Genomic DNA, 22,959 nt, shown 5'->3' with positions numbered 1-22,959 from the left:
TCCCGTCGCGGTCTCCTCCAGACCGCGAAACAACTCTCAAAGGTTCCGCGCGATCACCATCCGCTGGACATCGCTGGTTCCCTCGTAAATCTGGCAGATGCGCACATCGCGATAGATCCGCTCCACCGGATAATCCGCCATGTAGCCGTAACCGCCGTGAATCTGGATGGCGTCCGAGCAGACGCGCTCGGCCATTTCGGAAGCAAAGAGCTTCGCCATCGAGGCCTCCGAAAGACAGGGCTCACCCGCTTCCTTCAGCGCCGCCGCATGCAGCACAAGCTGCCGCGCCGCCTCAATGCGCGTCGCCATGTCCGCGAGGCGAAACGCCACCGCCTGATGCTCCACGATTGCCTGCCCGAAAGCCTTGCGCTCGCGGGCATAATCCCGCGCCGCCTCGAAGGCGGCCTGCGCCATGCCGACCGCCTGCGCGGCGATGCCGATGCGCCCGCCTTCCAGATTGGCGAGCGCGATACGATAACCCTGCCCCTCTTCGCCAAGCCGCAATTCGGCTGGGACCGCCATGTCGGTAAAGGCAATCTGGCAGGTATCCGAAGAATGCAGCCCGAGCTTTTCCTCGACCCGGATGACCTCGTAACCCGGCGTATCGGTCGGCACGATGAAGGCGGTGATGCCTTTCTTGCCCGCCGCTGCATCGGTGACGGCAAAAACGATGACGACATCGCCATTTTTGCCCGAGGTGATGAACTGCTTCGCTCCGTCGAGAATATATCGGTCGCCATCGCGCCGGGCTCGGGTCTTGAGGTTGGACGCATCTGAACCGGCCTGCGGTTCGGTCAGCGCAAAACCGCCGATCCATCCGCCGGAGGCCAGTTTCGGCAGGAAACGCTGCTTCTGGTCTTCGGTCCCGAATTTGAGGATCGGCACGCAGCCGACTGAATTATGCACACTCATGATGGTGGAACAGGCCCCGTCGCCGGCAGCGATTTCCTCCAGCGCCAAAGCATAGGCCACAGCGCCGGTTTCCGACCCGCCATAGTCCTCGGAGACAAGCATGCCAAGGAAGCCGAGGTCTCCCATCTCCTTCAGTTCGTCTTTCGGAAACCGGCTTTCCCGATCACGTGAAGCAGCCCCGGGGGCAAGCCGCTCCCGGGCGAAATCGCGGGCCATGTCCCTGATCTGCTGCTGAGCTTCGTTCAGGATCATTGCCGCCTCCCCTTAATATCGCTCTATGCCGAGCGCGGTTGCTTCACCGCCGCCGATGCAGACGGCAGCCACGCCGCGTTTCAGCCCGTGACGCTGCAAAGCGGCCAGCAAGGTGACGACGATCCTCGCGCCGGAAGCGCCGATCGGATGGCCGAGCGCACAGGCGCCGCCATGCACATTCACCTTGTCATGCGGCAGATCGAGATCGCGCATCGCCGCCATCGCCACCACGGCAAAGGCCTCGTTGATTTCGAAGAGATCGACATCCTTCGCCGCCCAGCCGGTTTTTTCAAACAGCTTTTTCATCGCGCCGATGGGAGCCGTTGGATATCCGGCGGGTGCATCCGCATGGGAGGCCTGACCGATAATGGTCGCCAGCGGTGAAAGGCCCCGCCTCTCCGCTTCGGAGCGAGGCATGAGAACGAGAGCGGCCGCACCATCGGAAATCGAACTGGAATTGGCGGCCGTCACCGTTCCGCCATCGCGGAAGGCGGGTTTCAGCTGCGGGATTTTCTCCGGCTTCGCCTTGCCCGGCTGCTCATCCACCGAGATATCCCCGACGGGCGCTATTTCCGCTTCGAACGCACCTTCCGCTATGGCGCGTCGCGCTCGTTCCAGCGAAGTCAGCGCAAAATCATCCTGCATAGCGCGGGTGAACTGGTAAGCTTCAGCGCAATCTTCAGCGAAAGTACCCATCAGCCGGCCCTTGTCATAGGCGTCCTCGAGGCCATCCAGAAACATGTGGTCGGTGAGTTTGCCGTGGCCGAGACGATAGCCGTTCCGGGCGCGGTCCAGGAGATAGGGCGCATTGCTCATGCTTTCCATGCCGCCCGCAAGCACGATGGAAGAGCTTCCCGCCGCAATCTGGTCATGCCCCAGCATGATCGCTTTCATGCCAGAGCCGCACATCTTGTTGATGGTCGTCGCGCCAATCGAATTGGGAATGCCGGCAGCAATGGCCGCCTGTCTGGCCGGGGCCTGCCCCTGCCCGGCCGTAAGCACGCAGCCCATCAGCACATCGTCAATATCAGAAGGCGGAACCGCAGCCCGCTCGACAGCCGCGCGGATCGCAGCCGCACCGAGATCGGGCGCGGCCACCGATTTGAATTCGCCCTGGAACCCACCCATAGCAGTACGGGCGGCCCCGACGATCACGACAGGGTCATGCACAGCCAAATTCACCTCCCTTTGGCCGCACTCCGCTTGAGAGAACGACCAACAGCCACCATCTCCTCCAGACCGCGACTAATGTGAACGCTATCACTATCTCGAATTCATTTCAAAGCTATTTTGATTGACAGTTTTTTGATTGGCGATATCTTTGATCCAATAAATAGTCATATCATAGAGCAAATGATCCATGATTGAGCTCGACAGTTTCGACCGGAAGATTCTGCATGTGCTCGGCGATGACGGGCGGGTGAGCTGGCGTGACCTGGCAGCGCGAATCGGTCTTTCCTTCACACCGACGCTGCGACGCGTGCGCAAGCTGGAAGAGGAAGGCATCATTCGTGGTTATACCGCCGTGTTCGATGAGAACCGGCTGCTCGGCAATATGGGCGTCTTCATTTCCGTCACGCTGGAACGGCAGATCAAAGAGGCGCTGACGACTTTCGAGCACCATGTCGCTTCCATTCCGGAAGTCGTCGGCGGTTATCAGACCAGCGGCAGCTCGGATTATCTGATCCATGCCATGGTGCGGGATCTGCCGCATTATCAGGAACTTCTGGATTTCCTGACCACGGTTCCCGGCGTGTCGCGCATCCAGTCCAATTTCGCCATCAAGACATTCGTGCGCCGTTCCGCCGCCTTCACCGGGGGTGACGCGCCGTAATCGAGGGTTGCCGGCGCGGAGGAGGTGCCGGCTGCTGACAAAAGGGACGGTGGCAAAGGCCGTCCGGAGGAGGAGACGCGATGAGTTTGAACCTCGCCGCCATTTTCGATGCCGATCTCGGCCCGGAAATCGCAGCATTGCGCGACAGCGCAAGCGCATTCGCAGATGATAAAATCGCGCCGCTGGCGGCGGAGATCGACCGCGACGACCGTTTTCCACGTAAGCTCTGGCCGCAAATGGGTGAACTCGGCCTGCACGGCATCACCGTTTCGGAAGAATTCGGCGGTGCCGACATGGGCTATCTCGCCCATTGCGTCGCGATGGAGGAGATAAGCCGGGCTTCCGCTTCCATCGGCCTTTCCTACGGCGCCCATTCGAACCTCTGCATCAACCAGATTCACCGCTGGGGAACGCAAGAGCAGAAGCACAGATATCTGCCGAAACTCGTCTCCGGCGAACATGTCGGCTCGCTCGCCATGAGCGAAACGGAGGCCGGTTCGGATGTCGTGTCGATGCGGCTGAAGGCGGAGCGCAGAGGCGACCGCTATGTGCTGAACGGCGCGAAGATGTGGATCACCAATGGCCATGAGGCCGATACGCTGGTGGTCTACGCCAAGACGGATATGTCCGCCGGCCCGCGCGGCATCACCGCCTTCCTGATCGAAAAAGGCTTCAAGGGGTTTCGCCCAGCCCAGAAACTCGACAAGCTCGGCATGCGCGGCTCCCCCACCTCGGAACTGGTTTTCGAGGATTGCGAGGTGCCGGAAGAGAACATTCTCGGCCGCCTCAATGACGGCGTGACGGTGCTGATGAGCGGGCTGGATTACGAGCGCGCCGTGCTGGCCGCAGGCCCGGTCGGCATCATGCAGGCGGCTATCGATCTGGTGTTGCCCTATGCCCGCGAGCGCAAGCAGTTCGGCAAGCCGATCGGCGAATTCCAGCTGGTGCAGGGCAAACTCGCCGATATTTATTCGGCCATGAATGCATCGCGCGCCTATGTCTATGCCGTTGCCCGCGCCTGTGACAACGGCCGCATCACGAGGCAAGATGCGGCGGGCGCGATACTCTTCGCCGCCGAACGGGCGACACAGGTGGCGCTGGATGCCATCCAGCTTCTCGGCGGTTCCGGCTATGTCAATGAAAGCCCGGCCGGACGGCTGCTGCGCGACGCCAAGCTCTATGAAATCGGCGCGGGCACCAGCGAAATCCGCCGGATGCTGATCGGCCGCGAACTGGTCAAGGGCAACGGGTGAGGACACGCGATGAAGCTAACATCCAGTCTGAACCGCGATCCAACCTTTGCCGCCAATGTCGATTTCATGTCGGGTCTGGTGGATGACCTGCGGCAGCACGTCGAAAAAATCTCCAGAGGCGGCGGCGACAAGGCCCGTGAACGGCATCTTTCCCGCGGCAAATTGCTGGCGCGCGACCGGATCGAAGCCCTTCTCGATCCCGGCAGTCCATTTCTCGAATTTTCGCAATTCGCAGCCTACGAAGTCTATGACGAACCCGTCCCCGCCGCCGGCATCGTCACTGGCATCGGCCGGGTCTCGGGCCGGGAATGTGTGATCGTCGCCAATGATGCGACGGTGAAAGGCGGCACTTACTATCCGCTGACGGTGAAGAAACATCTGCGCGCGCAGGAAATCGCCACGGAGAACCGGCTGCCCTGCATCTATCTGGTGGATTCCGGCGGCGCGAATCTGCCCAATCAGGACGAGGTGTTTCCCGACCGTGATCATTTCGGCCGCATCTTCTATAATCAGGCGAATATGTCGGCGGAAGGCATCGCCCAGATTGCCGTGGTGATGGGCAGTTGCACGGCGGGCGGGGCCTATGTGCCCGCCATGAGCGACCAGTCCGTGATCGTCAAAAATCAGGGCACGATCTTCCTCGGCGGCCCGCCGCTGGTGAAGGCCGCGACCGGCGAGGTGGTGAGCGCGGAAGAACTTGGCGGCGCGGATGTGCACTCCCGCCAATCCGGCGTTACCGATCACTACGCCAATAACGACCGCCACGCGCTGGCGCTGACCCGGCGGATCGTCTCCACCCTCAATCGCCGCAAACAGGTGGAGCTGGATATTCGCGAGCCGACGGAGCCGCTTTATCCGGCTGAAGAGCTTTATGGCATCGTTCCCGCCGATACGAGAAAACCCTTCGACGTGCGGGAGATCATCGCGCGTCTGGTGGACGGTTCCGAATTCGATGAGTTCAAGGCGCTTTACGGCACGACTTTGGTCTGCGGTTTCGCCCATATCCATGGCTATCCGGTTGGCATCGTCGCCAATAACGGCATTCTTTTCTCGGAATCAGCGCTCAAAGGCGCACATTTCATCGAACTCTGCTGCCAGCGCGGTATTCCCCTCGTTTTCCTGCAAAACATCACCGGTTTCATGGTCGGCAAGGCCTATGAGGCGGGCGGCATCGCCAAGGATGGCGCCAAGCTCGTTACCGCCGTCGCATCGGCTAAAGTGCCGAAATTCACCGTCATCATCGGCGGCTCCTTCGGGGCCGGCAATTACGGCATGTGCGGCCGCGCCTATTCACCGCGCTTTTTGTGGATGTGGCCCAATGCCCGTATTTCCGTGATGGGCGGCGAACAGGCGGCATCGGTTCTGGCGCAAATCCGCCGCGACGGCATCGAGGCCGATGGCCGCCACTGGTCGAAGGAAGGGGAAGAGGCGTTCAAACAGCCGATCCGGGAAAAATACGAGCGGGAGGGACATCCCTATTATGCCAGCGCCAGACTTTGGGACGACGGCATCATAGACCCGAAGGATACACGCCTCGTACTTGGCCTCGGTCTCTCCGCCGCACTCAATGCACCGATTGAACCCACCCGTTTCGGCATATTCAGGATGTGAGGCGACCATGTTCTCAAAAATACTGATCGCCAACAGGGGCGAGATCGCCTGCCGCATCATCCGCACCGCCGCCAAGATGGGTATCCGCACCGTCGCAGTCTATTCGGATGCCGACCGTGACGCCATGCATGTGGCGCTTGCCGACGAGGCCATCGCCATTGGCGCAGCACCCGCGCGAGCCTCCTATCTCGACGGCGAAAAAATCATCGCCGCCGCAAAAGCCTGCGGCGCGCAAGCCATTCATCCGGGCTACGGTTTCCTTTCGGAAAATGCCGGTTTCGCCGAAGCCTGCGCCGCCGCCGATCTCGTTTTCATTGGCCCGCCGGCAGCGGCAATCCGCGCCATGGGCGGGAAAAGCGAGGCAAAGGCGCTGATGGCAAAGGCCGGCGTTCCGGTCGTTCCCGGCTATCACGGTAAGGATCAGGCGCAGGAACGGCTGGGCAACGAAGCGGACGCCATAGGTTATCCCGTTCTGCTCAAGGCCTCAGCCGGCGGCGGCGGCAAGGGCATGCGTATCGTCCGGCAAAAGCGCGACTTCGCAGCGGAGCTTGCGGGCGCAAAACGCGAAGCGCTGGCCGCCTTCGGCAATGACCGCATGCTGATCGAAAAATATCTCGAGCGGCCGCGCCATGTGGAAGTGCAGGTTTTTGCCGATGGCCAGGGCAATTGTGTTTCGCTTTTCGAGCGCGATTGCTCGATTCAGCGCCGGCACCAGAAGGTCATAGAGGAAGCCCCTGCCCCCGGCCTGCCCGATGCGCTTCGCCAGCGCATGTATGAAGCGGCGGTCGCCGCCGCCCGCGCCATCGATTATCGCGGCGCGGGAACCGTAGAATTTCTGCTAGACCCTTCCGGCGACTTCTATTTCATGGAAATGAATACGAGGCTCCAGGTCGAACATCCGGTGACGGAATATATTACCGGTCTCGATCTCGTCGAATGGCAGATCCGCGTCGCCAACGGAGAGCCCCTGCCGGAAGATTGGACCGGTCTCAGCATAAACGGCCACGCCATCGAGGCACGGATTTATGCCGAAGACCCGGCGCATGATTTCCTGCCTTCGATCGGCACCATCAGCCATCTTGTTTTTCCCGATCATGGCCCTCATGTCAGGATCGACAGCGGCATACGCGCCGGCGACGCCATCACCGTGCATTACGATCCGATGATCGCCAAGCTGATCGTCTGGGACCGTGATCGCCCATCGGCGGTGCGGCGTCTGCGGTTGGCGCTCGAAAATCTGGCGATCTGCGGTGTCACCAACAATGCCGCCTTTCTGACGCGGCTTGCGGGACTGGCGGCCTTCGCGAACGCCGATCTCGACACCGATTTCATCGCCCGTAACGAAGCGGCGCTGTTTGCTCCGGCAGCAACGGACCGGAACGAGGTAGCCATGGCCGCGCTTGGCCTGCTGCTTGCGCGGCAGAAAAACGGAAAGCCGGGTTCGCAGGCCGATCCCCATAGCCCGTGGAACACGACGGCCGCCTTCCGCCTCAACGCGCCGGCAAGGGAAACGCTGTATTTCGTGTTTGACAACCAGCCGCTTGGCGTCGGCGTCACGCATAAGGCGGATGGTTTTTCGCTGGAGATCGACGGACGGGCGATCCGTGCCCATGGCATCCTCTCGGATGACGGTAAATTCCGTGCGACCGTGGAAGGCAGGAAAAGGCAGGGCCATTTCTTTGCGGAGGATGGCCGGTACGCGCTTTTTCTGGATGGCGAGCATTATCGCATCAGCCAGCCAGACCCCGTCGATAGTGCGGATTCCGCTACCCATACCGGCGGTCTGGAAGCACCCATGCCCGGCGTCATCCGCGCCTTGCTGAGCAGCAAAGGCGCCGCGGTTGAGGCCGGCGAGGCGCTTGTGGTGATGGAGGCGATGAAAATGGAGCACACGATCCGCGCGCCGGCGAAAGGCACCGTCACGGCCATCAATTGCATTGAGGGCGATATGGTCGCCGCCGGTGCGGTGCTGGTGGATTTCGAGTCGGAGGGCGGCTGAGATGAGCTGGCCCCGAAGGGTAAAAATCGTCGAAGTGGGCGCGCGTGACGGCTTGCAGAACGAAAGCGTCGAGGTTCCAGCCGCCATCAAGATCGAGCTGATCGAACGGCTGGCCGCAGCCGGATTGACAGCGGTGGAAGCGGGTGCTTTCGTCTCACCCAAAAAAGTGCCGCAAATGGCGGGTTCGAAAGAGGTGTTCCAGGGTCTCGAACGGCGACCCGGCACCACCTATCCGGCGCTCGTTCCCAATATGAAAGGTTTCGAGGCCGCCCTTGATGCCGGCGTGACGGAAATCGCCGTTTTCGTCTCCGCATCCGAAGGGTTCAGCCAGCACAATATCGGCTGCTCGCGCGCCGAAAGCCTCGAGCGCCTGCACGATGTCGCATCAGCCGCGGCCGGCCGGAACATCCTCATGCGCGGTTACGTCTCCTGCATAGCCGGCTGCCCCTATGACGGTAAGGTTGCACCCGATGACGTGGCGGCGATGGCCGAAGCGCTCATCGCGCTTGGCTGTTACGAAATTTCGCTCGGCGATACGATCGGCGTCGGCACGGCGGACCAGATTCGCAATCTCATCAAGCGGGTGTCTGCCCGCATCCCGCGTGAAAAACTCGCCATGCATTTCCATGATACCTATGGGCAGGGCGTCGCCAATGTGCTTGCCTCGCTGGATGAAGGCATCTCCGTCTTCGACAGTTCGGTGGCCGGGCTGGGCGGCTGCCCCTTTGCGCCGGGCGCCAGCGGCAACGTCGCCACTGAAGACGTCGTTTATCTGCTGCAAGGGCTTGGCATTAAAACCGGTATCGACCTGATGGCGGTGGCGAAAACCGGAGACTGGATCAGCCGGCATCTCGGCAGACCGAATGCAGCCCGCGCCGGCAAGGCGCTGCTTGCGGCAAGACAGGAGGGTGACGCGCATGGCGGATGATTTGCTGAGCGAAAGGCGGAAGGACGTTCTGTGGCTGACGCTCAACCGGCCGGAGGTGCACAATGCCTTGAATGCCGCGATGACGGACGCCCTGACGACGGCCATCCGCGCGGCATCCGGTGATGGCGGCTTGCGCGCCGTGGTGATAACGGCTGCGGGAGACCGCAGCTTCTGCTCCGGGGCCGATCTGAAGGAAAGCGCCGGCGGCATGTTCCTCTCGCGGGATGGAACCAACCCCATTGCCGATGTGATGCGTGCCATCGAGGGCTGCGACAGGCCCGTCATCGCCCGCATCAACGGCCGGGTTCTGGCCGGCGGGCTTGGCCTCGTCGCCGCCTGCGATCTCGCCTATGCCGCCGACCATGCCGAATTCGGTCTGCCGGAAGTCCGTGTCGGGCTTTTCCCGGCCATGGTGGCGACGAAGCTTCTGGCGAAGATACCCTTGAGCCAGCTTCAGGAAATGGCCTATCTCGGGGCCGCGATAAACGCCGCTGATGCGGAGCGCCTTGGCCTCGTCAATCGGGCCGTCCCTTCGGCCGAACTCGATGGCGTGGTCGAGGATGTTCTCACCCGGTTGCGGCAGAATGCACCGGGCGCCATCGCGGCCGGAAAGGCGGCGTTGCTGAAGATGCGCGATATGCCCTCCGGCGAGCGGCTCGCCTTTGCCGAAAGCGTCATCGCCACGATCAGCGGCAGCAACGAGGCGCGGGAGGGGCGATTGGCCTTTGCCGAAAAAAGGAAACCGCTCTGGGTGGAGTGATCGCCGCCATCTGTTCGAGCACCGGTTTTCTTAAAAGTCGTCATAGGGTTAATCGATATAATCCCGATGCGTCCGTTGACCCCGTTCGGCAAATCGAGTTCTATCCAGCACCTTTCGCCGGGCGGTGATCGGGGAAGCCGGAGGAGACCCATGCAGCTTGTAAAAACCGTCGCCGAGTTGCGCGGTCTGACCACCACGTTTCGCCGCGATGGCAAGACCGTCGGCTTCGTGCCGACCATGGGTTTTTTGCATATCGGCCATCTGACGCTGGTTGCCAGAGCGAAAGCGGAGAACGACGTGACGGTGGTCTCGATCTTCGTCAATCCGCTGCAATTCGGAGCCAATGAGGATCTTGCCCGTTACCCCCGCGATCTCGCCCGCGATAGCGCGCTGCTGGAAGAGGCAGGTGTCGACATTGTTTTCGCACCCGAGGTTACGGAGATGTATCCGCGCCCGATGCAGACCGTGGTGGATGTGCCAAAACTGGGCAGCCAGCTGGAAGGCGCGGTGCGCCCGGGGCATTTCGCCGGCGTTACCACCGTCGTGACCAAGCTGTTTAATCTCGTGCAGCCGGATGCCGCCTATTTCGGAGAAAAGGACTACCAGCAGGTAACGCTGATCCGGCGCATGGTGGACGATCTCGCCCAGCCAGTCCGCGTCGTTCCCGTCGCCACCGTACGTGAGGCGGATGGGCTCGCCTGCTCCTCGCGCAATGTCTACCTGAGCCTTGAAGAGCGTGCCGCCGCCGTAATTGTGCCGCGCGCGCTTGATGAGGCCGAGCGGCTGTACAATGAGGGCTGCGACGACCCGGCCACTTTAGAAGCGGCGATAGAAAAATTCATTGCCAAGGAGAAGCTGGCGTTGCCCGAAGTCGTGGCGGTGCGCGATCCCGACACGCTGGCCCCCGTGGCTTCGCTGCAGGCGGGGCCTGTGCTGGTGGCACTGTTCGTGCGGGTCGGCAACACCCGCCTTCTCGACAACCGCGTCATCGGACGTAATAAAACCGGCAAACAGGAGGCTGCACGATGAGCACGCACGCGAAACAGAAGCGGCTGACGACAGCCTCCATCAAGCAAATGAAAGGCGGTGCGCGCATCGTCTGCCTCACCGCCTATACGACGCCGATTGCCCGCCTGCTCGATCCGCATTGCGATCTGCTCCTGGTCGGCGATTCCCTCGGCATGGTGCTTTACGGCATGGACACGACGGTCGGCGTCACGCTGGATATGATGATCGCCCATGGCCGCGCCGTCATGCGTGGCGTCGAACATGCCTGCGTCATCGTCGATCTTCCCTTCGGCACCTATCAGGAATCCAAGGAACAGGCGTTCCGCAATGCCGTGCGGCTGATGCAGGAAACCGGCTGCGACGGCGTGAAGCTGGAAGGTGGCGAGGAAATGGCCGAAACCATCGCCTTTCTGGTGGCGCGCGGCATTCCGGTGTTCGGCCACGTCGGGCTCATGCCGCAGCTGGTGCACACCGCCGGCGGCTTCCGCTCGCTCGGGCATTCGGATGCGGAAACGCAAAAAATCTGGCGTGACGCGATTGCGGTCGATCAGGCGGGCGTCTTCGCCATCGTCGTGGAAGGCACCGTCGAGCCACTCGCCCGCGAACTGACCGAAAAACTCGCCGCACCCACGGTTGGCATCGGCGCATCGCCGGCCTGCGACGGGCAGGTGCTCGTTTCCGACGACATGCTTGGCCTTTTCACCGATTTCAAACCGAAATTCGTCAAGCGTTTCGCCGATCTGGGCCCGGCGGTCTCGGAAGCAGCCGCCGCCTATGCCGATGAAGTCCGCTCGGGGGCGTTTCCCGGGCCGGAGCACACGTTTCAGGTGCGCCGGCAATCGCCTTCGGGGAAGTGACACTATATTTCCGTCATGCCGGACTCGATCCGGCATCCAGCCACGGCGCGTCTGCGCCGTGAAAGACTCTTGCGCGATCAAGGACTTGACCGCACTGGACCCCGGATCAAGTCCGGGGTGACGGGTGTGGAGGACGTCCCCAAAAAAAACAACGCCCCTATACAATCCCGCCGCTGCCGCCAACCGAAGCCGGGCGCTTCGCCGCAACATGGCTGCGATAGCCGCTCGCACGATAAGTCGCGACCGGATCGATAGCGCCGCCCGCCAATTGCCGCGCCTGGGCAAGAATCGGTTCGACATCGGTGCGATAGGCCCGCTTCAGCATATCGGAGGCCATCAGCGCATCATTGTCCTGCTGGTAGCCGTCGAGAGCCGCGCGATCCACCAGCAGCGCCTGCGCATAGGCGCGGCGGATTTCGTTGGCGCTGGAGATCAGACTTTCGATCGGGTCCGTCACATTGTGCGACTGGTCGATCATATGGGCGGGATGGAAACCCTTCACACCGCGATGTTCGGCATCCACCAGCTCGTTGAAAACGAGGAACAGGCGGTATGGCTCGATTGAACCGGCATCCAGATCGTCATCGCCATATTTGCTGTCGTTGAAATGGAAACCGCCGAGCTTGCCGAACTGGATGAGCCGGGCGACGATCATCTCGATATTGGTGTTCGGCGCATGGTGGCCGAGATCGACGAGGCAGAAGGCCTTTTCGCCGAGCGTATTGGCGATGAGATAATTGGTGCCCCAGTCCTGCACGACGGTCGAATAGAAGGCCGGCTCGTACATCTTGTGTTCGGAAAAGATGCGCCAGTCATCCGGCAGCGCCTTGTAGATATCGGCCATGGCGGCGAGATAGCGCTCGAAACTTCTGGTGAAATTGCTCTGGCCGGGGAAGTTCGAACCATCACCCACCCAAACCGTCAGCGCCTTCGAGCCGATGGCATTGCCGATCTCGATACATTCGATGTTGTGCTCGACGGCCTGCTGGCGCGTGGCGGCGTCCGTGTGGCTGAGCGAACCGTATTTGTAGGAATGGCTCTGGCCCGGCGCATCCGAAAACGTGTTGGAATTCATGGCGTCGAAGCCGAGACCCAGCGCATCGGCATGGGCTTTCAATCGCTTCGGGTCTTCCTTGTCCCACGGAATATGCAGGGAAACGTTGGGCGTCGCCCGTGTCAGCTGGTTGATGACGGCGCAATCATCCAGCTTGTCGAAAATGCCGCGCGGCTCGCCCGTGCCGGGAAAACGGGCAAAGCGGGTGCCGCCAGTGCCAACGCCCCAGGAGGGCACGGCGACGAAAAATTCCGCGACCTTGGCCGTAACGGCCTCGATATCGATGTTGCGACGCGCAAGCTGGTTGCCCAGCGCCTCGTAGTCGTCCTTCAGCGCCGCGGCGCGTTTGTCGTTTTCGGCCGCGATCACATCGGCGGCGATTTTCGTCTCGGTCATCTCTTCCTCCCGGGCAATGAACATAACAGGTGCTTCGACCCGCGACGCCACCACCCCGTCATTCCGGCCTTGAGCCGGAATCCAGCCAGCCCAAGTCTTTGGGCTGAGAAGACTCTCTCGCCGCGCAGACGCGCGGCTGCTGGATTCCGGCTCAAGGCCGGAATGACGGAGGTGGGACTTTCGCCACTTCCCAAAGCATCGTGTCTTTTTATATGTCGGTATCCACCGACACCCTAACGCGTAAAACTCTGCGCATTACCAGCATCGACATTGATGATGTTGCCGGTCGACTTGGCGGAGGCGTCGGACGCCAGGAAGTAGATCGCCTCGGCGATATCTTCCGGGAAGACATTGAGCTTCAGCATCGAGCGCTTGCGGTAATGTTCCTCAAGATCGGTCACTTCGATCTTGGATGAGGCCGCGCGCTGTTCGCGCCACTCGCCGCTCCAGATTTTCGAACCGCGCAGCACGGCATCGGGATTGACGGTATTGACGCGAATGCCCGCTTCCGCCCCTTCGAGGGCGAGGCAACGAGCCAGATGAATTTCCGCAGCCTTCGCCGTGCAATAGGCGGAGGCATTGGGCGAGGAAGCGAGACCGTTTTTCGAGGCGACGAAAACGACGTTGCCGCCGAGATTCTGACGCCGCAGCAGCCGGAATGCTTCCCGCGAGACGAGGAAATAGCCGGTGGCGAGAATGTCGATATTTTTGTTCCACATGGCAAGCGTCGTATCTTCCACCGGCGCGGAGGAAGCGATGCCAGCATTGGAAACGAGGATATCCACGCCGCCGAATTCCACGCTCGCTTCCGCGAAGGCCGCGATGACGGCATCCTCTTTCGTCACATCCAGCTTCACGCTGCGCACCGCGTCAGCGCTGTAACGCTTGACGAAATCGCCCTTGGCAGCTTCCAACGCCGCTTCGTCAATATCAGCCAGCACAACGCAGGCGCCCTCGCTCGCCAGCCTTTCCGCCGTCGCCCGGCCGATACCGCCAGCACCGCCGGTGACGAATGCCACCCGGCCGGCAAGGCTCTTCGGCTTTGGCATGCGCTGCAGCTTTGCCTCTTCCAGCAGCCAATATTCGATATCGAAGGCTTCCTGTTCGGGGAGGCCCTGATATTCGGACACGGTGGAAGCACCACGCATGACGTTGATGGCGTTGACGTAAAATTCGCCGGCAATGCGGGCGGTGGCCTTGTCCTTGGCGAAGGACAACATGCCAACGCCGGGGATCAGGAAAATCACCGGATTCGGATCGCGCATCTTCGGCGAATTATCGTGGCGGCAGGCTTCATAGTAGCGGGTATAATCGGCGCGGTAAGCTTCAAGCGCCTTGTCGAGGCCGGCCGTTAGCGCATCCACATCGGGATTGGCCGTATCGAGATCGAGGATCAGCGGGCGAATTTTGGTGCGCAGGAAATGATCCGGGCAGGATGTGCCGAGATGTCCGAGCGGTTTCAGATCCTTGGAGTTGACGAATTCGAGAACCGCATCCTGATCGTCGAAATGGCCGAGCTTGCGTTCCTCACGGCCGATGCGGCCACGGATTTCCGGCATCAGCCGGGCTGCGATGGCACGGCGTTCGGCAACCGGCAAGCTCTTCGCCACCGCGCCGCCGAAAATCGTCTTGCCTTCGGTCTTGGCCGCAAACCATTCGATCGCCTTGTTGATGATGGCAAGCGTCAGCTCGTAACACGCCTTGGCGTCATTATCCCAGGTGAACAGGCCGTGGCTTTCCAGCACGACACCTTTGGCCTTTGGGTTGGCCTTGACGAAAGCTTCGAGATCGAGACCGAGCTGGAAACCGGGGCGACGCCAGGGCAGCCAGCCAATATCGTCACCGAAAATCTGCTGTGTCAGCTCTTTCGAATTATTCGAGGCAGCAATGGCGATGATCGCGTCCGGATGCATGTGGTCGACATGATCGTAAGGCACGAAACCGTGCAGCGGCGTATCGATGGAAGCCGCGCGCGGATTGAGATTGAAGGTGCAATGCGGCAGGAAGCCGACCATGCGGTCTTCATCCGCAACGCCCTTGTAAATGCCCTTCAGCGCGTCCAGCTTGTCGAGATAAAGCGTTGCAAAACCATCGAGCTTGATGGTGCCGACATCGCCGCCGGAGCCCTTCACCCACATGACGCGGACCTTCTCGCCCGTCAGCGGATCGGTCTCAAGCACCTTTGCGGATGTATTGCCGCCGCCATAGTTGGTGATGCGCTTGTCGGCGCCGAGCAGATTGGAGCGATAAAGCAGCTTGCCCGGCTCATCGAGCGTTTTGGCATAGGCATCGTCCCAACGGCTTTCGAGAAGGCGGGATTTTCCCGTCATGTCTTCCTCCCAATATCTGTCTGCATTCGCGGAGCCGATACCGGCCCGCCTCCTTTGATGGCAGATATCGCGCATCCAAAAGCATAATGTCAATCAAAAACGATCATAAATTTTCATGTTGCAGCGCGATATTGATTAATTTGATCGTTCTTGATTGACAACGTAAAGAGATTGCGAATAATCACGATCAGGAGGACCCCATGCACGAACGCGAACGCCATCGCATCATCTTGAGCGCCACGCAGGAAAAAGCTGTCGTGACGGTGCAGGATATTGCCGAACTGACGGATGCGTCGGAAGCGACGATCCGCCGGGATATCGCGTCCCTGCATGTTCAGGGCAAGTTGCGCCGCGTGCGCGGCGGGGCGGAAGCGGTGCATCCGCCGCAGCTCGGCAATCTCGCCGCCCGGCCGTTCCGCGTGTCCGAATCGGTCAATATCGACAAGAAACGCGCAATTGCGCGCAAAGCGGTCGATCTCTGCAACGATGGCGACGCGATCATTCTGAATGGCGGCACGACGACATTCCAGATGGTGCATTACATGGCGGCGCGCCGCCTGCAGGTGATGACCAATTCTTTCGCCATCGCCGAGCATCTGGTCAAGCATTCCAAATGCAATGTCAGCGTGCCGGGCGGCGCGATCTATCGCGACCAGAGCCTTATCCTGTCGCCTTTCGAGAACGATGCGATCCGCAATTTTTATGCGCGGCGGATTTTTCTCGGTGCGCAGGGCGTGGGCGCGCTCGGCATCATGGAATCCGACGCGCTGGTTATCCAGAGCGAGCAGAAGCTGATGCGACAGGCGGAAGAGCTGATCGTGATGGTCGATTCATCGAAATTCAGAAAGCGATCCAGCCTCATTTTATGCCCGCTCGAAAATGTCTCGACCATCATCACCGATGACGGGATTTCCGATGAGGCGGCGAGGATGGTGGAAGATGCCGGCGTGGAATTGCTGGTCGTCGGCGCTGTGAGGGATGGCAAGACAGCCGCCCCTCCGGATGATGAGGATTCTTCTTCGGTCGCCTGAGGAGCACCGGAGGGAGGAAAAGGTTCAAAACGGGAGGAAAAGGGACATGAAACTTACACGCAGAACATTGACGAGCGCTCTGGCGCTTGGCGCGGCGCTCTCCGTCGCAGGGCTGGGCAGCGTTGCCCAGGCCGCCGATGTGAAGATCGCACTGGTGGTCAAATCGCTCGGCAACGGCTTTTTCGAAGCCGCCAACAAGGGCGCGCAGGAGGCCGCAAAGGACCTCGGCGGCGTCGAGATCATCTATACCGGCCCGACCAGCACCACGGCGGAAGGTCAGATCGAAGTCATCAATTCGCTGATCGCGCAGGGCGTCGATGCCATCGCCATTTCCGCCAATGACCCCGACGCCGTGGTTCCGGCGCTGAAAAAGGCGGCCCAGCGCGGCATCAAGGTCATCTCCTGGGATTCCGGCGTGGCGCCGGAAGGCCGCATTCTCCAGCTCAATCCCTCTTCCAACGCACTGATCGGCAAGATGTGCCTGCAGCTCGCCGCATCGCATCTGGAAGGCGGCAAGGGCGATTTCGCCATTCTTTCGGCCACCACCACCTCCACGAACCAGAATATCTGGATCGACGAGATGAAGAAGCAGCTGAAGGATTTCCCCGGCCTCAACCTCGTCACCACGGTTTACGGCGACGATCTTGCCGACAAGAGCTACCGCGAAGCGCAGGGCCTGCTCTCCTCGCAGCCGAATGTGAAGGTCATCGTCGCGCCGACAACGGTTGGCGTTCTCGCCGCCTCGCAGGCCGTGAAAGATGCGGGCAAGATCGGTCAGGTCTATGTGACCGGCCTTGGCCTGCCGTCTGAAATGGCCGGCGCCATCAAGTCGGGCGCAACCAAGGAATTCGCCATCTGGAACCCGATCGACCTCGGCTACTCCGCCACCCAGATCGCCTATCGCCTGGTGAAGGGCGAAACCGATGGCAAGCCGGGCTCGGAAATCGAAGCCGGCCGCATGGGCAAGATCAAGGTTGGCGAAAACAGCGAAGCGGCGATGGCCGATCCGTTTGTTTATGATGCGAAGAATATCGATCAGTTCTCGAAGATTTTTTGATCTGAGTAGTGGCTGACGGCGGGTGGAGGGTTACCCCCCTCTGCCCTGCCGGGCATCTCCCCCTCAAGGGGGGAGATCAGCCAGACGATAATACTCGCTCACTCTCAACTTTAGTGATGGCCTCAACGGTGCCGCATATCGATCTCCCCCCTTGAGGGGGAGATGCCCGGCAGGGCAGAGGGGGGTGCCCTTCACCGCTTCAATCAAACTGACCGGTAAGACGGATGATGCGTATCGAAACGAAAATTTTAGATGTCGTCGAGGCTTCAAATTCAACGCCCATTCTCGAAATGCGCGGCATCAGCCAGATATTCCCCGGCGTCAAAGCGCTGGATGGCGTCGATATCGCGCTTTACCCCGGCAAGGTCACCGCGCTGATCGGCGAGAACGGTGCGGGCAAATCCACGCTCGTCAAAATCCTCACCGGCATCTATCGCCCGAACGAGGGCGAAATCCTTCTTGATGGCCAGCCCGTCCATTTTCACAGCGCGCAGGACGCCATCGATGCCGGCGTAACCGCCATTCATCAGGAAACCGTGCTGTTCGACGAGCTTTCCGTCGGCGAAAACATCTTCCTCGGCCATGCGCCGAAGGGGCGTTTCGGCCTGATCGACTGGAAGACCATCAACACACGCGCCAGAACCCTGCTGGAACAACTCGAAAGCACCATCGATCCGACGATCCGGCTGAAGGACCTGTCCATCGCCCAACGCCATCTCGTCGCAATCGCCCGCGCGCTGTCGGTCGAGGCGCGCATCGTCATCATGGACGAGCCGACGGCCGCCCTTTCCCGCAAGGAGATCGACGATCTCTTTCGCATCGTCGAAAACCTGAAGCGGCAGGGCAAGGCAATCCTCTTCATCAGCCACAAGTTCGATGAAGTCTATGAAATCGCGGAGAATTACGCCGTGTTCCGCGACGGGAAAATGGTCGGTGCGGGCAATCTTGCGGCCACGCCGCAGGACGAGATTGTACGGCTGATGGTCGGTCGCGACGTGACGAACGCCTTTCCCAAGCAGGCCGTCGCCCTTGGTCCGACGGTTCTTTCGGTGCGCGATTATTCGCATCAGACGGAATTCCGCGATATTTCGCTCGAGCTGCGCAAGGGCGAGATTCTCGGCCTTTACGGGCTGATCGGCGCGGGCCGCTCCGAGCTTTGCCAGTCGCTTTTCGGCATTACCCGGCCGGCTTCAGGGCAGGTATCGCTGGAAGGCCAGCCGCTTTCCATCCGCTCACCGGAAGACGCGATCCGCGCCGGCATCGTTTATGTGCCGGAGGAGCGCGGCCGCCACGGGCTGGCGCTCGACATGCCGATCTACCAGAACATGTCGCTGCCATCGCTCACGCGCACCTCGCGCAAGGGGTTTCTCGCCGCCGCCAATGAATTCGCGCTGGCGCGCAAATACGCCTCGCGGCTCGATCTGCGCGCGGCCGCCCTTTCGGTGCCGGTCGGCACGCTTTCAGGCGGCAACCAGCAGAAGGTGGTGATCGGCAAATGGCTCGCCACCCAGCCCAAGGTCATCATTCTCGATGAACCGACCAAGGGTATCGATATCGGCTCCAAGGCCGCCGTGCATGGTTTCATCAGCGAGCTTGCCGCCGAGGGGCTTTCGATCATCATGATTTCATCCGAACTTCCCGAAATCCTCGGCATGTCCGACCGCGCCATCGTCATGCGCGAAGGCCTGATGGCGGGCCAGTTCGAACGCGCCGATTTTTCTCCGGAAAAGCTGGTGCGCGCCGCCACCGGCAATGCCTGAGAGGGGCAAAACCATGCAACGTCTACTTAAAAATCGCGAATGGCTGCTGGCGGGCATCATTATCGTCATGATCGCCGGTTTCGCGCTGCGCGCCCCCGGCTTCGGCCGGCCCGGCAATCTCGTCAATATCTTCAACGATACCTCCATCCTCATCATTCTGGCGCTTGGCCAGATGGCGGTCATTCTCACCAAATCCATCGATCTTTCGGTTGCCGCCAATCTCGCCTTCACCGGCATGGCGGTGGCGATGACCAATGCCGCCTTCCCGGGCATTCCCTTGCCGCTTCTCATCGTCATGGCGGTCGGCATCGGCGCATTTCTCGGCTCGCTCAACGGCGTGCTGGTCTGGTGGCTCGGCATTCCGCCGATCGTCGTCACACTCGGCACGCTCACCATCTATCGCGGCATGGCTTTCGTTCTGTCCGGCGGCGGCTGGGTGAATGCGCACCAGCTTTCGCCGACCTTCCTCAACGTGCCGCGCACCATGATCCTCGGCATGCCGGTTCTTTCATGGGTCGCCATCCTCATCATCGCCGGTGCTTGGCTGGTTCTCAGCCGCACCTCCTTCGGCCGCTCGGCCTATGCGTCGGGCGGTAATCCGAGTGCCGCCGTCTATGCAGGCATCGATGTCGGCCGCACGCGCTTCTTCGCCTTCGTGCTGTCAGGCGCACTTGCCGGTCTCGCCAGCTATCTCTGGGTATCGCGTTATGCGGTTGCCTATGTCGACATCGCCGCCGGTTTCGAACTGGACAGCGTGGCGGCGAATGTGATCGGCGGCATCTCGATTGCCGGCGGCATCGGCTCGGTCGCGGGTGCGGTGCTCGGCGCGTTGTTCCTCGGCGTCATCAAGAACGCCCTGCCCGTCATCGGCATTTCGCCCTTCGCGCAGATGGCGATTTCCGGCGTGGTGATCGTACTCGCCGTCGTCTTCAACGCCCGTGCCGAAGCTCGAAAAGGCCGTATCATCCTGCGTGACCGCGCAGCAAGCGATCAGGCCAGGGAGGCCGCAGCATGAGCACGCCATCTCAACCGACACTTAGCCCACGCGTCATTCCAGACAAGCTCGGCACGCCGCTACGCCGCATCATGGCCAGCTGGGAAGTGCTGCTGCTCGGCGTTGCGATCCTCATCTTCATCGCCAATTCGCTGGCCTCGCCCTATTTCCTCAATGCGTGGAACCTGTCGGATGCGACCTTCAATTTCACGGAAAAGGCGATCATCGCCTTCGCCATGGCGCTGCTGATCATCGCTGGCGAAATTGATCTGTCCGTCGCCGCCATCATCGCGCTCGCCTCCACCGCCATGGGTGCGGCAGTTCAGATGGGGGTAGGCACGCCCGGCCTCGTCGCCATCGGCATCGGCACCGGGCTTTTGTGCGGGGCCTTCAACGGCTTTCTGGTCGCAGGGCTGAAGCTGCCGTCCATCGTCGTCACCATCGGCACGATGAGCCTGTTTCGCGGCATTTCCTATATGGTGCTGGGCGATCAGGCCTATGGCAAATATCCCGCCGATTTTGCCTATTTCGGTCAGGGTTACGTTTTCTGGGTGATATCTTTCGAATTCGTGCTGTTCATCGCCATGGCCATCCTCTTCGCCATTCTGCTGCACGCCACCAATTTCGGCCGGCAGGTCTATGTGATCGGCAATAACCCCTTCGCCGCCCGTTTCTCGGGCATTCCGGTGGAGCGGGTGAAGTTCATCCTGTTCCTGCTCACTGGCCTGATGAGCGGCATCGCTGCCGTCTGCCTCACGTCGCGGTTGGGCTCCACGCGCCCGTCCATCGCTCAAGGGTGGGAGCTTGAGGTGGTGACAATGGTAGTGCTGGGCGGTGTCTCCATCCTCGGCGGCTCCGGCACCATCGCAGGCGTTGTCATCGCCGCTTTCGTCATGGGCCTCGTCACCTTCGGGCTCGGTCTTCTGAATGTGCCTGGTATCGTCATGTCGATCTTCGTCGGTCTGCTGCTCATCGTCACCATCGCCATCCCCATCGTCGTCCGTCGCCTTCGGGCCATGAGAAGTTAAGCCATGCCGGAACTTGAAAAACACGCCTTCAAGATGAAACTCTTTGCCGGAAAAGAGGCCGAATATAAAAAGCGCCATGACGAGATATGGCCCGAACTGGTGACACTGCTGCACGAGGCGGGTGTGAGCGATTACTCCATCCATCTCGACCCGGAAACCAACATCCTGTTCGGCGTACTGACGCGCCCGAAGAACCACGGCATGGCGGCCTTGCCCGATCACCCCGTGATGAAGAAGTGGTGGGCGCACATGGCCGATATCATGGAGAGCAATCCCGATAATTCGCCGGCCGCAAAAGATCTGGTAACGGTGTTCCATCTGCCATGAGCGAGAGCATCAGACCGGGCCGCGTCGCGGTCATCGATATCGGCAAGACCAATGCCAAGGTCGTCGTCATCGACACCGGCAGCGGCGAGGAGATTGCCGGCGAAAAACAGGCGAACCCCGTCCTTCGCGATGGAATTTATCCGCATTACGATGTGGAAATGCTCTGGCGCTTCATTCTCTCCGCGCTTCAGCGGTTCGGCCAGAAGCCCGGTTTCGATGCGATTTCCATCACCACCCATGGCGCTTCGGCAGCACTTCTCGATGGAAACGGCGATCTCGCCATGCCGGTGCTCGATTATGAACACGGCTATCCCGCAGCCATTGAAGAAGCCTATCGCGGCATCAGGCCCGATTTTGCCGAGACCGGCTCACCGCAGCTTCCCGTCGGGCTGAACCTTGGCGCGCAAATCCATTTCCAGAAAACGGCCTTTCCGGACGACTTCTCCAGAGTTCGCAGCATCGTCACCTATGCGCAATATTGGGCGGGACGGCTGACGGGCATTCAGGCGACCGAAACGACCTCGCTCGGCTGCCATACCGATCTATGGAACCCACGGCGGAGAAGTTTCTCCTCGCTCGTCGCGTGTCTCGGCATCGAGCAGTTGATGGCGCCGGTGCGCTCCGCTTTCGATGTTCTGGGAACAATCCGCCCGTCGCTGGCAATGGAAACAGGTCTTTCACCGCATATGCCGGTCTATTGTGGCATCCACGATTCCAACGCATCGCTCCTGCCGCATCTTCTACGCCGGGAGGGTGATTTTTCGGTCGTCTCCACCGGCACCTGGGTGGTGAATTTCGCCATCGGCGGCGCGGCGGGCACGCTCGATCCCACCCGTGACACACTCTTGAATGTCGATGCTTTCGGCCGTCCCGTTCCCTCGTCCCGCTTCATGGGCGGCAGGGAATATGAAATGCTGGCGCAGCAATTCGGGCATGCCCCGGAGGAGGCAATCGAGGCCGCGTTCAAAAGCGTGATTGCCAAAGGCATGATGCTGTTGCCCAGCATTGTCAGCGGTTCCGGCCCCTTCCACGATAAAACAGCGTGCTGGATAGGCGACGACAATGCCACTGTCGCCGAGAGACACGCGGCGGCGGCGCTTTATCTTGCCCTGATGACGGAGTTCAGTCTTTCACTTATCGGGCGAAAAGGTCCAGCGCTCGTTGAAGGCCCCTTCGCCAGCAACACCCTTTATCTGAAGGCGCTAGCGGGTTTTGCCGATACGGAAGTGATCGCAGTCAGCGGTTCCACCGGCACCAGCGCCGGTGCCGCTCTCCTTACCGGCACCAAGCCGCTAGGAGGCCGCGAGCGTCATTTCGCCCCCGGCGTCATTGAAGGACTTGGTTCTTATCACGAGGCTTGGAAGGCAAAGCTCGTCTGATGACATGATGCGGGAAGTACCTCCGTCCGTCTCCCCACACGCAACGTCATCCTCGGGCTTGATGTAAAGACCGGAGACATCCCTGACATGTGTTCGGAGACATCCCTGACAGTCAGAGTTTATCTTCGAGATTGATCTTTGCGATTTGAGTTGCCCCGAAGAAAACGCCGAAGAGACCTGAGCTATTGA

19 protein-coding genes are annotated in these 22,959 nt (G+C 60.8%); 15 read left to right on the top strand and 4 right to left on the bottom strand.

Annotated features, from left to right (window positions below; translation table 11 throughout):
* Positions 1 to 36 precede the first annotated feature (36 nt).
* Positions 37 to 1,164, bottom strand: a complete 1,128-nt coding sequence (locus I3J13_RS23910) for an acyl-CoA dehydrogenase family protein (RefSeq protein WP_196380485.1) — start codon at positions 1,162 to 1,164, stop codon at positions 37 to 39.
* A gap of 12 nt (positions 1,165 to 1,176) precedes the next feature.
* Positions 1,177 to 2,292, bottom strand: coding sequence for an acetyl-CoA C-acyltransferase (locus I3J13_RS23905; RefSeq protein WP_236001139.1), 1,116 nt, complete (start codon positions 2,290 to 2,292; stop codon positions 1,177 to 1,179).
* Positions 2,293 to 2,524: 232 nt separating this feature from the next.
* Between I3J13_RS23905 and I3J13_RS23900 the strand changes: the two genes are divergently transcribed.
* From I3J13_RS23900 to panB, 8 genes are all read left to right on the top strand, one after another.
* Complete coding sequence (locus tag I3J13_RS23900; protein WP_035221263.1) at positions 2,525 to 2,998, top strand: Lrp/AsnC family transcriptional regulator; 474 nt, start codon at positions 2,525 to 2,527, stop codon at positions 2,996 to 2,998.
* Between the two features lie 80 nt (positions 2,999 to 3,078).
* A complete protein-coding gene (locus I3J13_RS23895; RefSeq protein ID WP_196380483.1) occupies positions 3,079 to 4,251 on the top strand; it encodes an isovaleryl-CoA dehydrogenase in 1,173 nt (390 codons plus the stop codon).
* A 9-nt stretch (positions 4,252 to 4,260) separates the two neighbouring features.
* Entirely contained in the window at positions 4,261 to 5,862 is a 1,602-nt protein-coding gene (locus I3J13_RS23890; protein ID WP_196380482.1) for a carboxyl transferase domain-containing protein, read from the top strand.
* A gap of 7 nt (positions 5,863 to 5,869) precedes the next feature.
* Entirely contained in the window at positions 5,870 to 7,861 is a 1,992-nt protein-coding gene (locus I3J13_RS23885; RefSeq protein ID WP_196380481.1) for an acetyl/propionyl/methylcrotonyl-CoA carboxylase subunit alpha, read from the top strand.
* 1 nt (position 7,862) lies between these two features.
* Entirely contained in the window at positions 7,863 to 8,789 is a 927-nt protein-coding gene (locus I3J13_RS23880) for a hydroxymethylglutaryl-CoA lyase (RefSeq protein ID WP_196380480.1), read from the top strand.
* Positions 8,779 to 9,549, top strand: a complete 771-nt coding sequence (locus I3J13_RS23875) for an enoyl-CoA hydratase-related protein (protein WP_196380479.1) — start codon at positions 8,779 to 8,781, stop codon at positions 9,547 to 9,549. Before I3J13_RS23880 ends, I3J13_RS23875 begins: the two co-directional genes overlap by 11 nt.
* 150 nt (positions 9,550 to 9,699) lie before the next feature.
* Positions 9,700 to 10,578 (top strand): pantoate--beta-alanine ligase, encoded by an 879-nt coding sequence (panC, locus tag I3J13_RS23870; RefSeq protein WP_196380478.1) that lies wholly within the window; start codon positions 9,700 to 9,702, stop codon positions 10,576 to 10,578.
* Complete coding sequence (panB, locus tag I3J13_RS23865; protein ID WP_196380477.1) at positions 10,575 to 11,414, top strand: 3-methyl-2-oxobutanoate hydroxymethyltransferase; 840 nt, start codon at positions 10,575 to 10,577, stop codon at positions 11,412 to 11,414. Before panC ends, panB begins: the two co-directional genes overlap by 4 nt.
* Before the next feature lie 157 nt (positions 11,415 to 11,571).
* On the opposite strand, the gene rhaI is transcribed toward panB, so the two are convergent.
* On the bottom strand, positions 11,572 to 12,864 hold the full coding sequence (gene rhaI, locus I3J13_RS23860; protein WP_196380476.1) for an L-rhamnose catabolism isomerase: 1,293 nt from the start codon (positions 12,862 to 12,864) through the stop codon (positions 11,572 to 11,574).
* A gap of 233 nt (positions 12,865 to 13,097) precedes the next feature.
* A complete protein-coding gene (locus tag I3J13_RS23855; protein WP_196380475.1) occupies positions 13,098 to 15,194 on the bottom strand; it encodes a bifunctional rhamnulose-1-phosphate aldolase/short-chain dehydrogenase in 2,097 nt (698 codons plus the stop codon).
* A 200-nt stretch (positions 15,195 to 15,394) separates the two neighbouring features.
* Here I3J13_RS23855 and I3J13_RS23850 point away from each other — a divergent pair, with 200 nt between their 5' ends.
* From I3J13_RS23850 to I3J13_RS23820, 7 genes are all read left to right on the top strand, one after another.
* A complete protein-coding gene (locus I3J13_RS23850) occupies positions 15,395 to 16,225 on the top strand; it encodes a DeoR/GlpR family DNA-binding transcription regulator (RefSeq protein WP_196380474.1) in 831 nt (276 codons plus the stop codon).
* 46 nt (positions 16,226 to 16,271) lie between these two features.
* A complete protein-coding gene (gene rhaS / locus I3J13_RS23845; RefSeq protein ID WP_142780569.1) occupies positions 16,272 to 17,282 on the top strand; it encodes a rhamnose ABC transporter substrate-binding protein in 1,011 nt (336 codons plus the stop codon).
* A 224-nt stretch (positions 17,283 to 17,506) separates the two neighbouring features.
* Positions 17,507 to 19,042, top strand: coding sequence for a sugar ABC transporter ATP-binding protein (locus I3J13_RS23840; protein WP_196380473.1), 1,536 nt, complete (start codon positions 17,507 to 17,509; stop codon positions 19,040 to 19,042).
* A gap of 13 nt (positions 19,043 to 19,055) precedes the next feature.
* Positions 19,056 to 20,057 (top strand): ABC transporter permease, encoded by a 1,002-nt coding sequence (locus tag I3J13_RS23835; RefSeq protein ID WP_196380472.1) that lies wholly within the window; start codon positions 19,056 to 19,058, stop codon positions 20,055 to 20,057.
* Positions 20,054 to 21,064 carry an ABC transporter permease gene (locus tag I3J13_RS23830; protein ID WP_196380471.1) on the top strand — a complete coding sequence of 337 codons (1,011 nt, stop codon included), beginning with the start codon at positions 20,054 to 20,056 and terminating at the stop codon, positions 21,062 to 21,064. The genes I3J13_RS23835 and I3J13_RS23830 overlap by 4 nt, the downstream gene beginning before the upstream one ends.
* Before the next feature lie 3 nt (positions 21,065 to 21,067).
* Positions 21,068 to 21,391: an L-rhamnose mutarotase gene (gene rhaM, locus I3J13_RS23825; RefSeq protein WP_196380470.1), complete on the top strand. Its 324-nt coding sequence runs from the start codon at positions 21,068 to 21,070 to the stop codon at positions 21,389 to 21,391.
* The gene (locus I3J13_RS23820; RefSeq protein ID WP_196380469.1) at positions 21,388 to 22,770 is read left to right on the top strand and encodes an FGGY-family carbohydrate kinase; all 1,383 of its coding nucleotides are present in this window, start codon (positions 21,388 to 21,390) and stop codon (positions 22,768 to 22,770) included. Before rhaM ends, I3J13_RS23820 begins: the two co-directional genes overlap by 4 nt.
* Positions 22,771 to 22,959 lie beyond the last annotated feature (189 nt).

Origin of the sequence: Agrobacterium leguminum, assembly GCF_015704895.1 — a bacterium.
Classification (GTDB): Bacteria; Pseudomonadota; Alphaproteobacteria; order Rhizobiales; family Rhizobiaceae; genus Agrobacterium; species Agrobacterium leguminum.
Note: the sequence above shows the minus strand (reverse complement) of the source record. Positions and strands in the feature narration are given on the sequence as shown.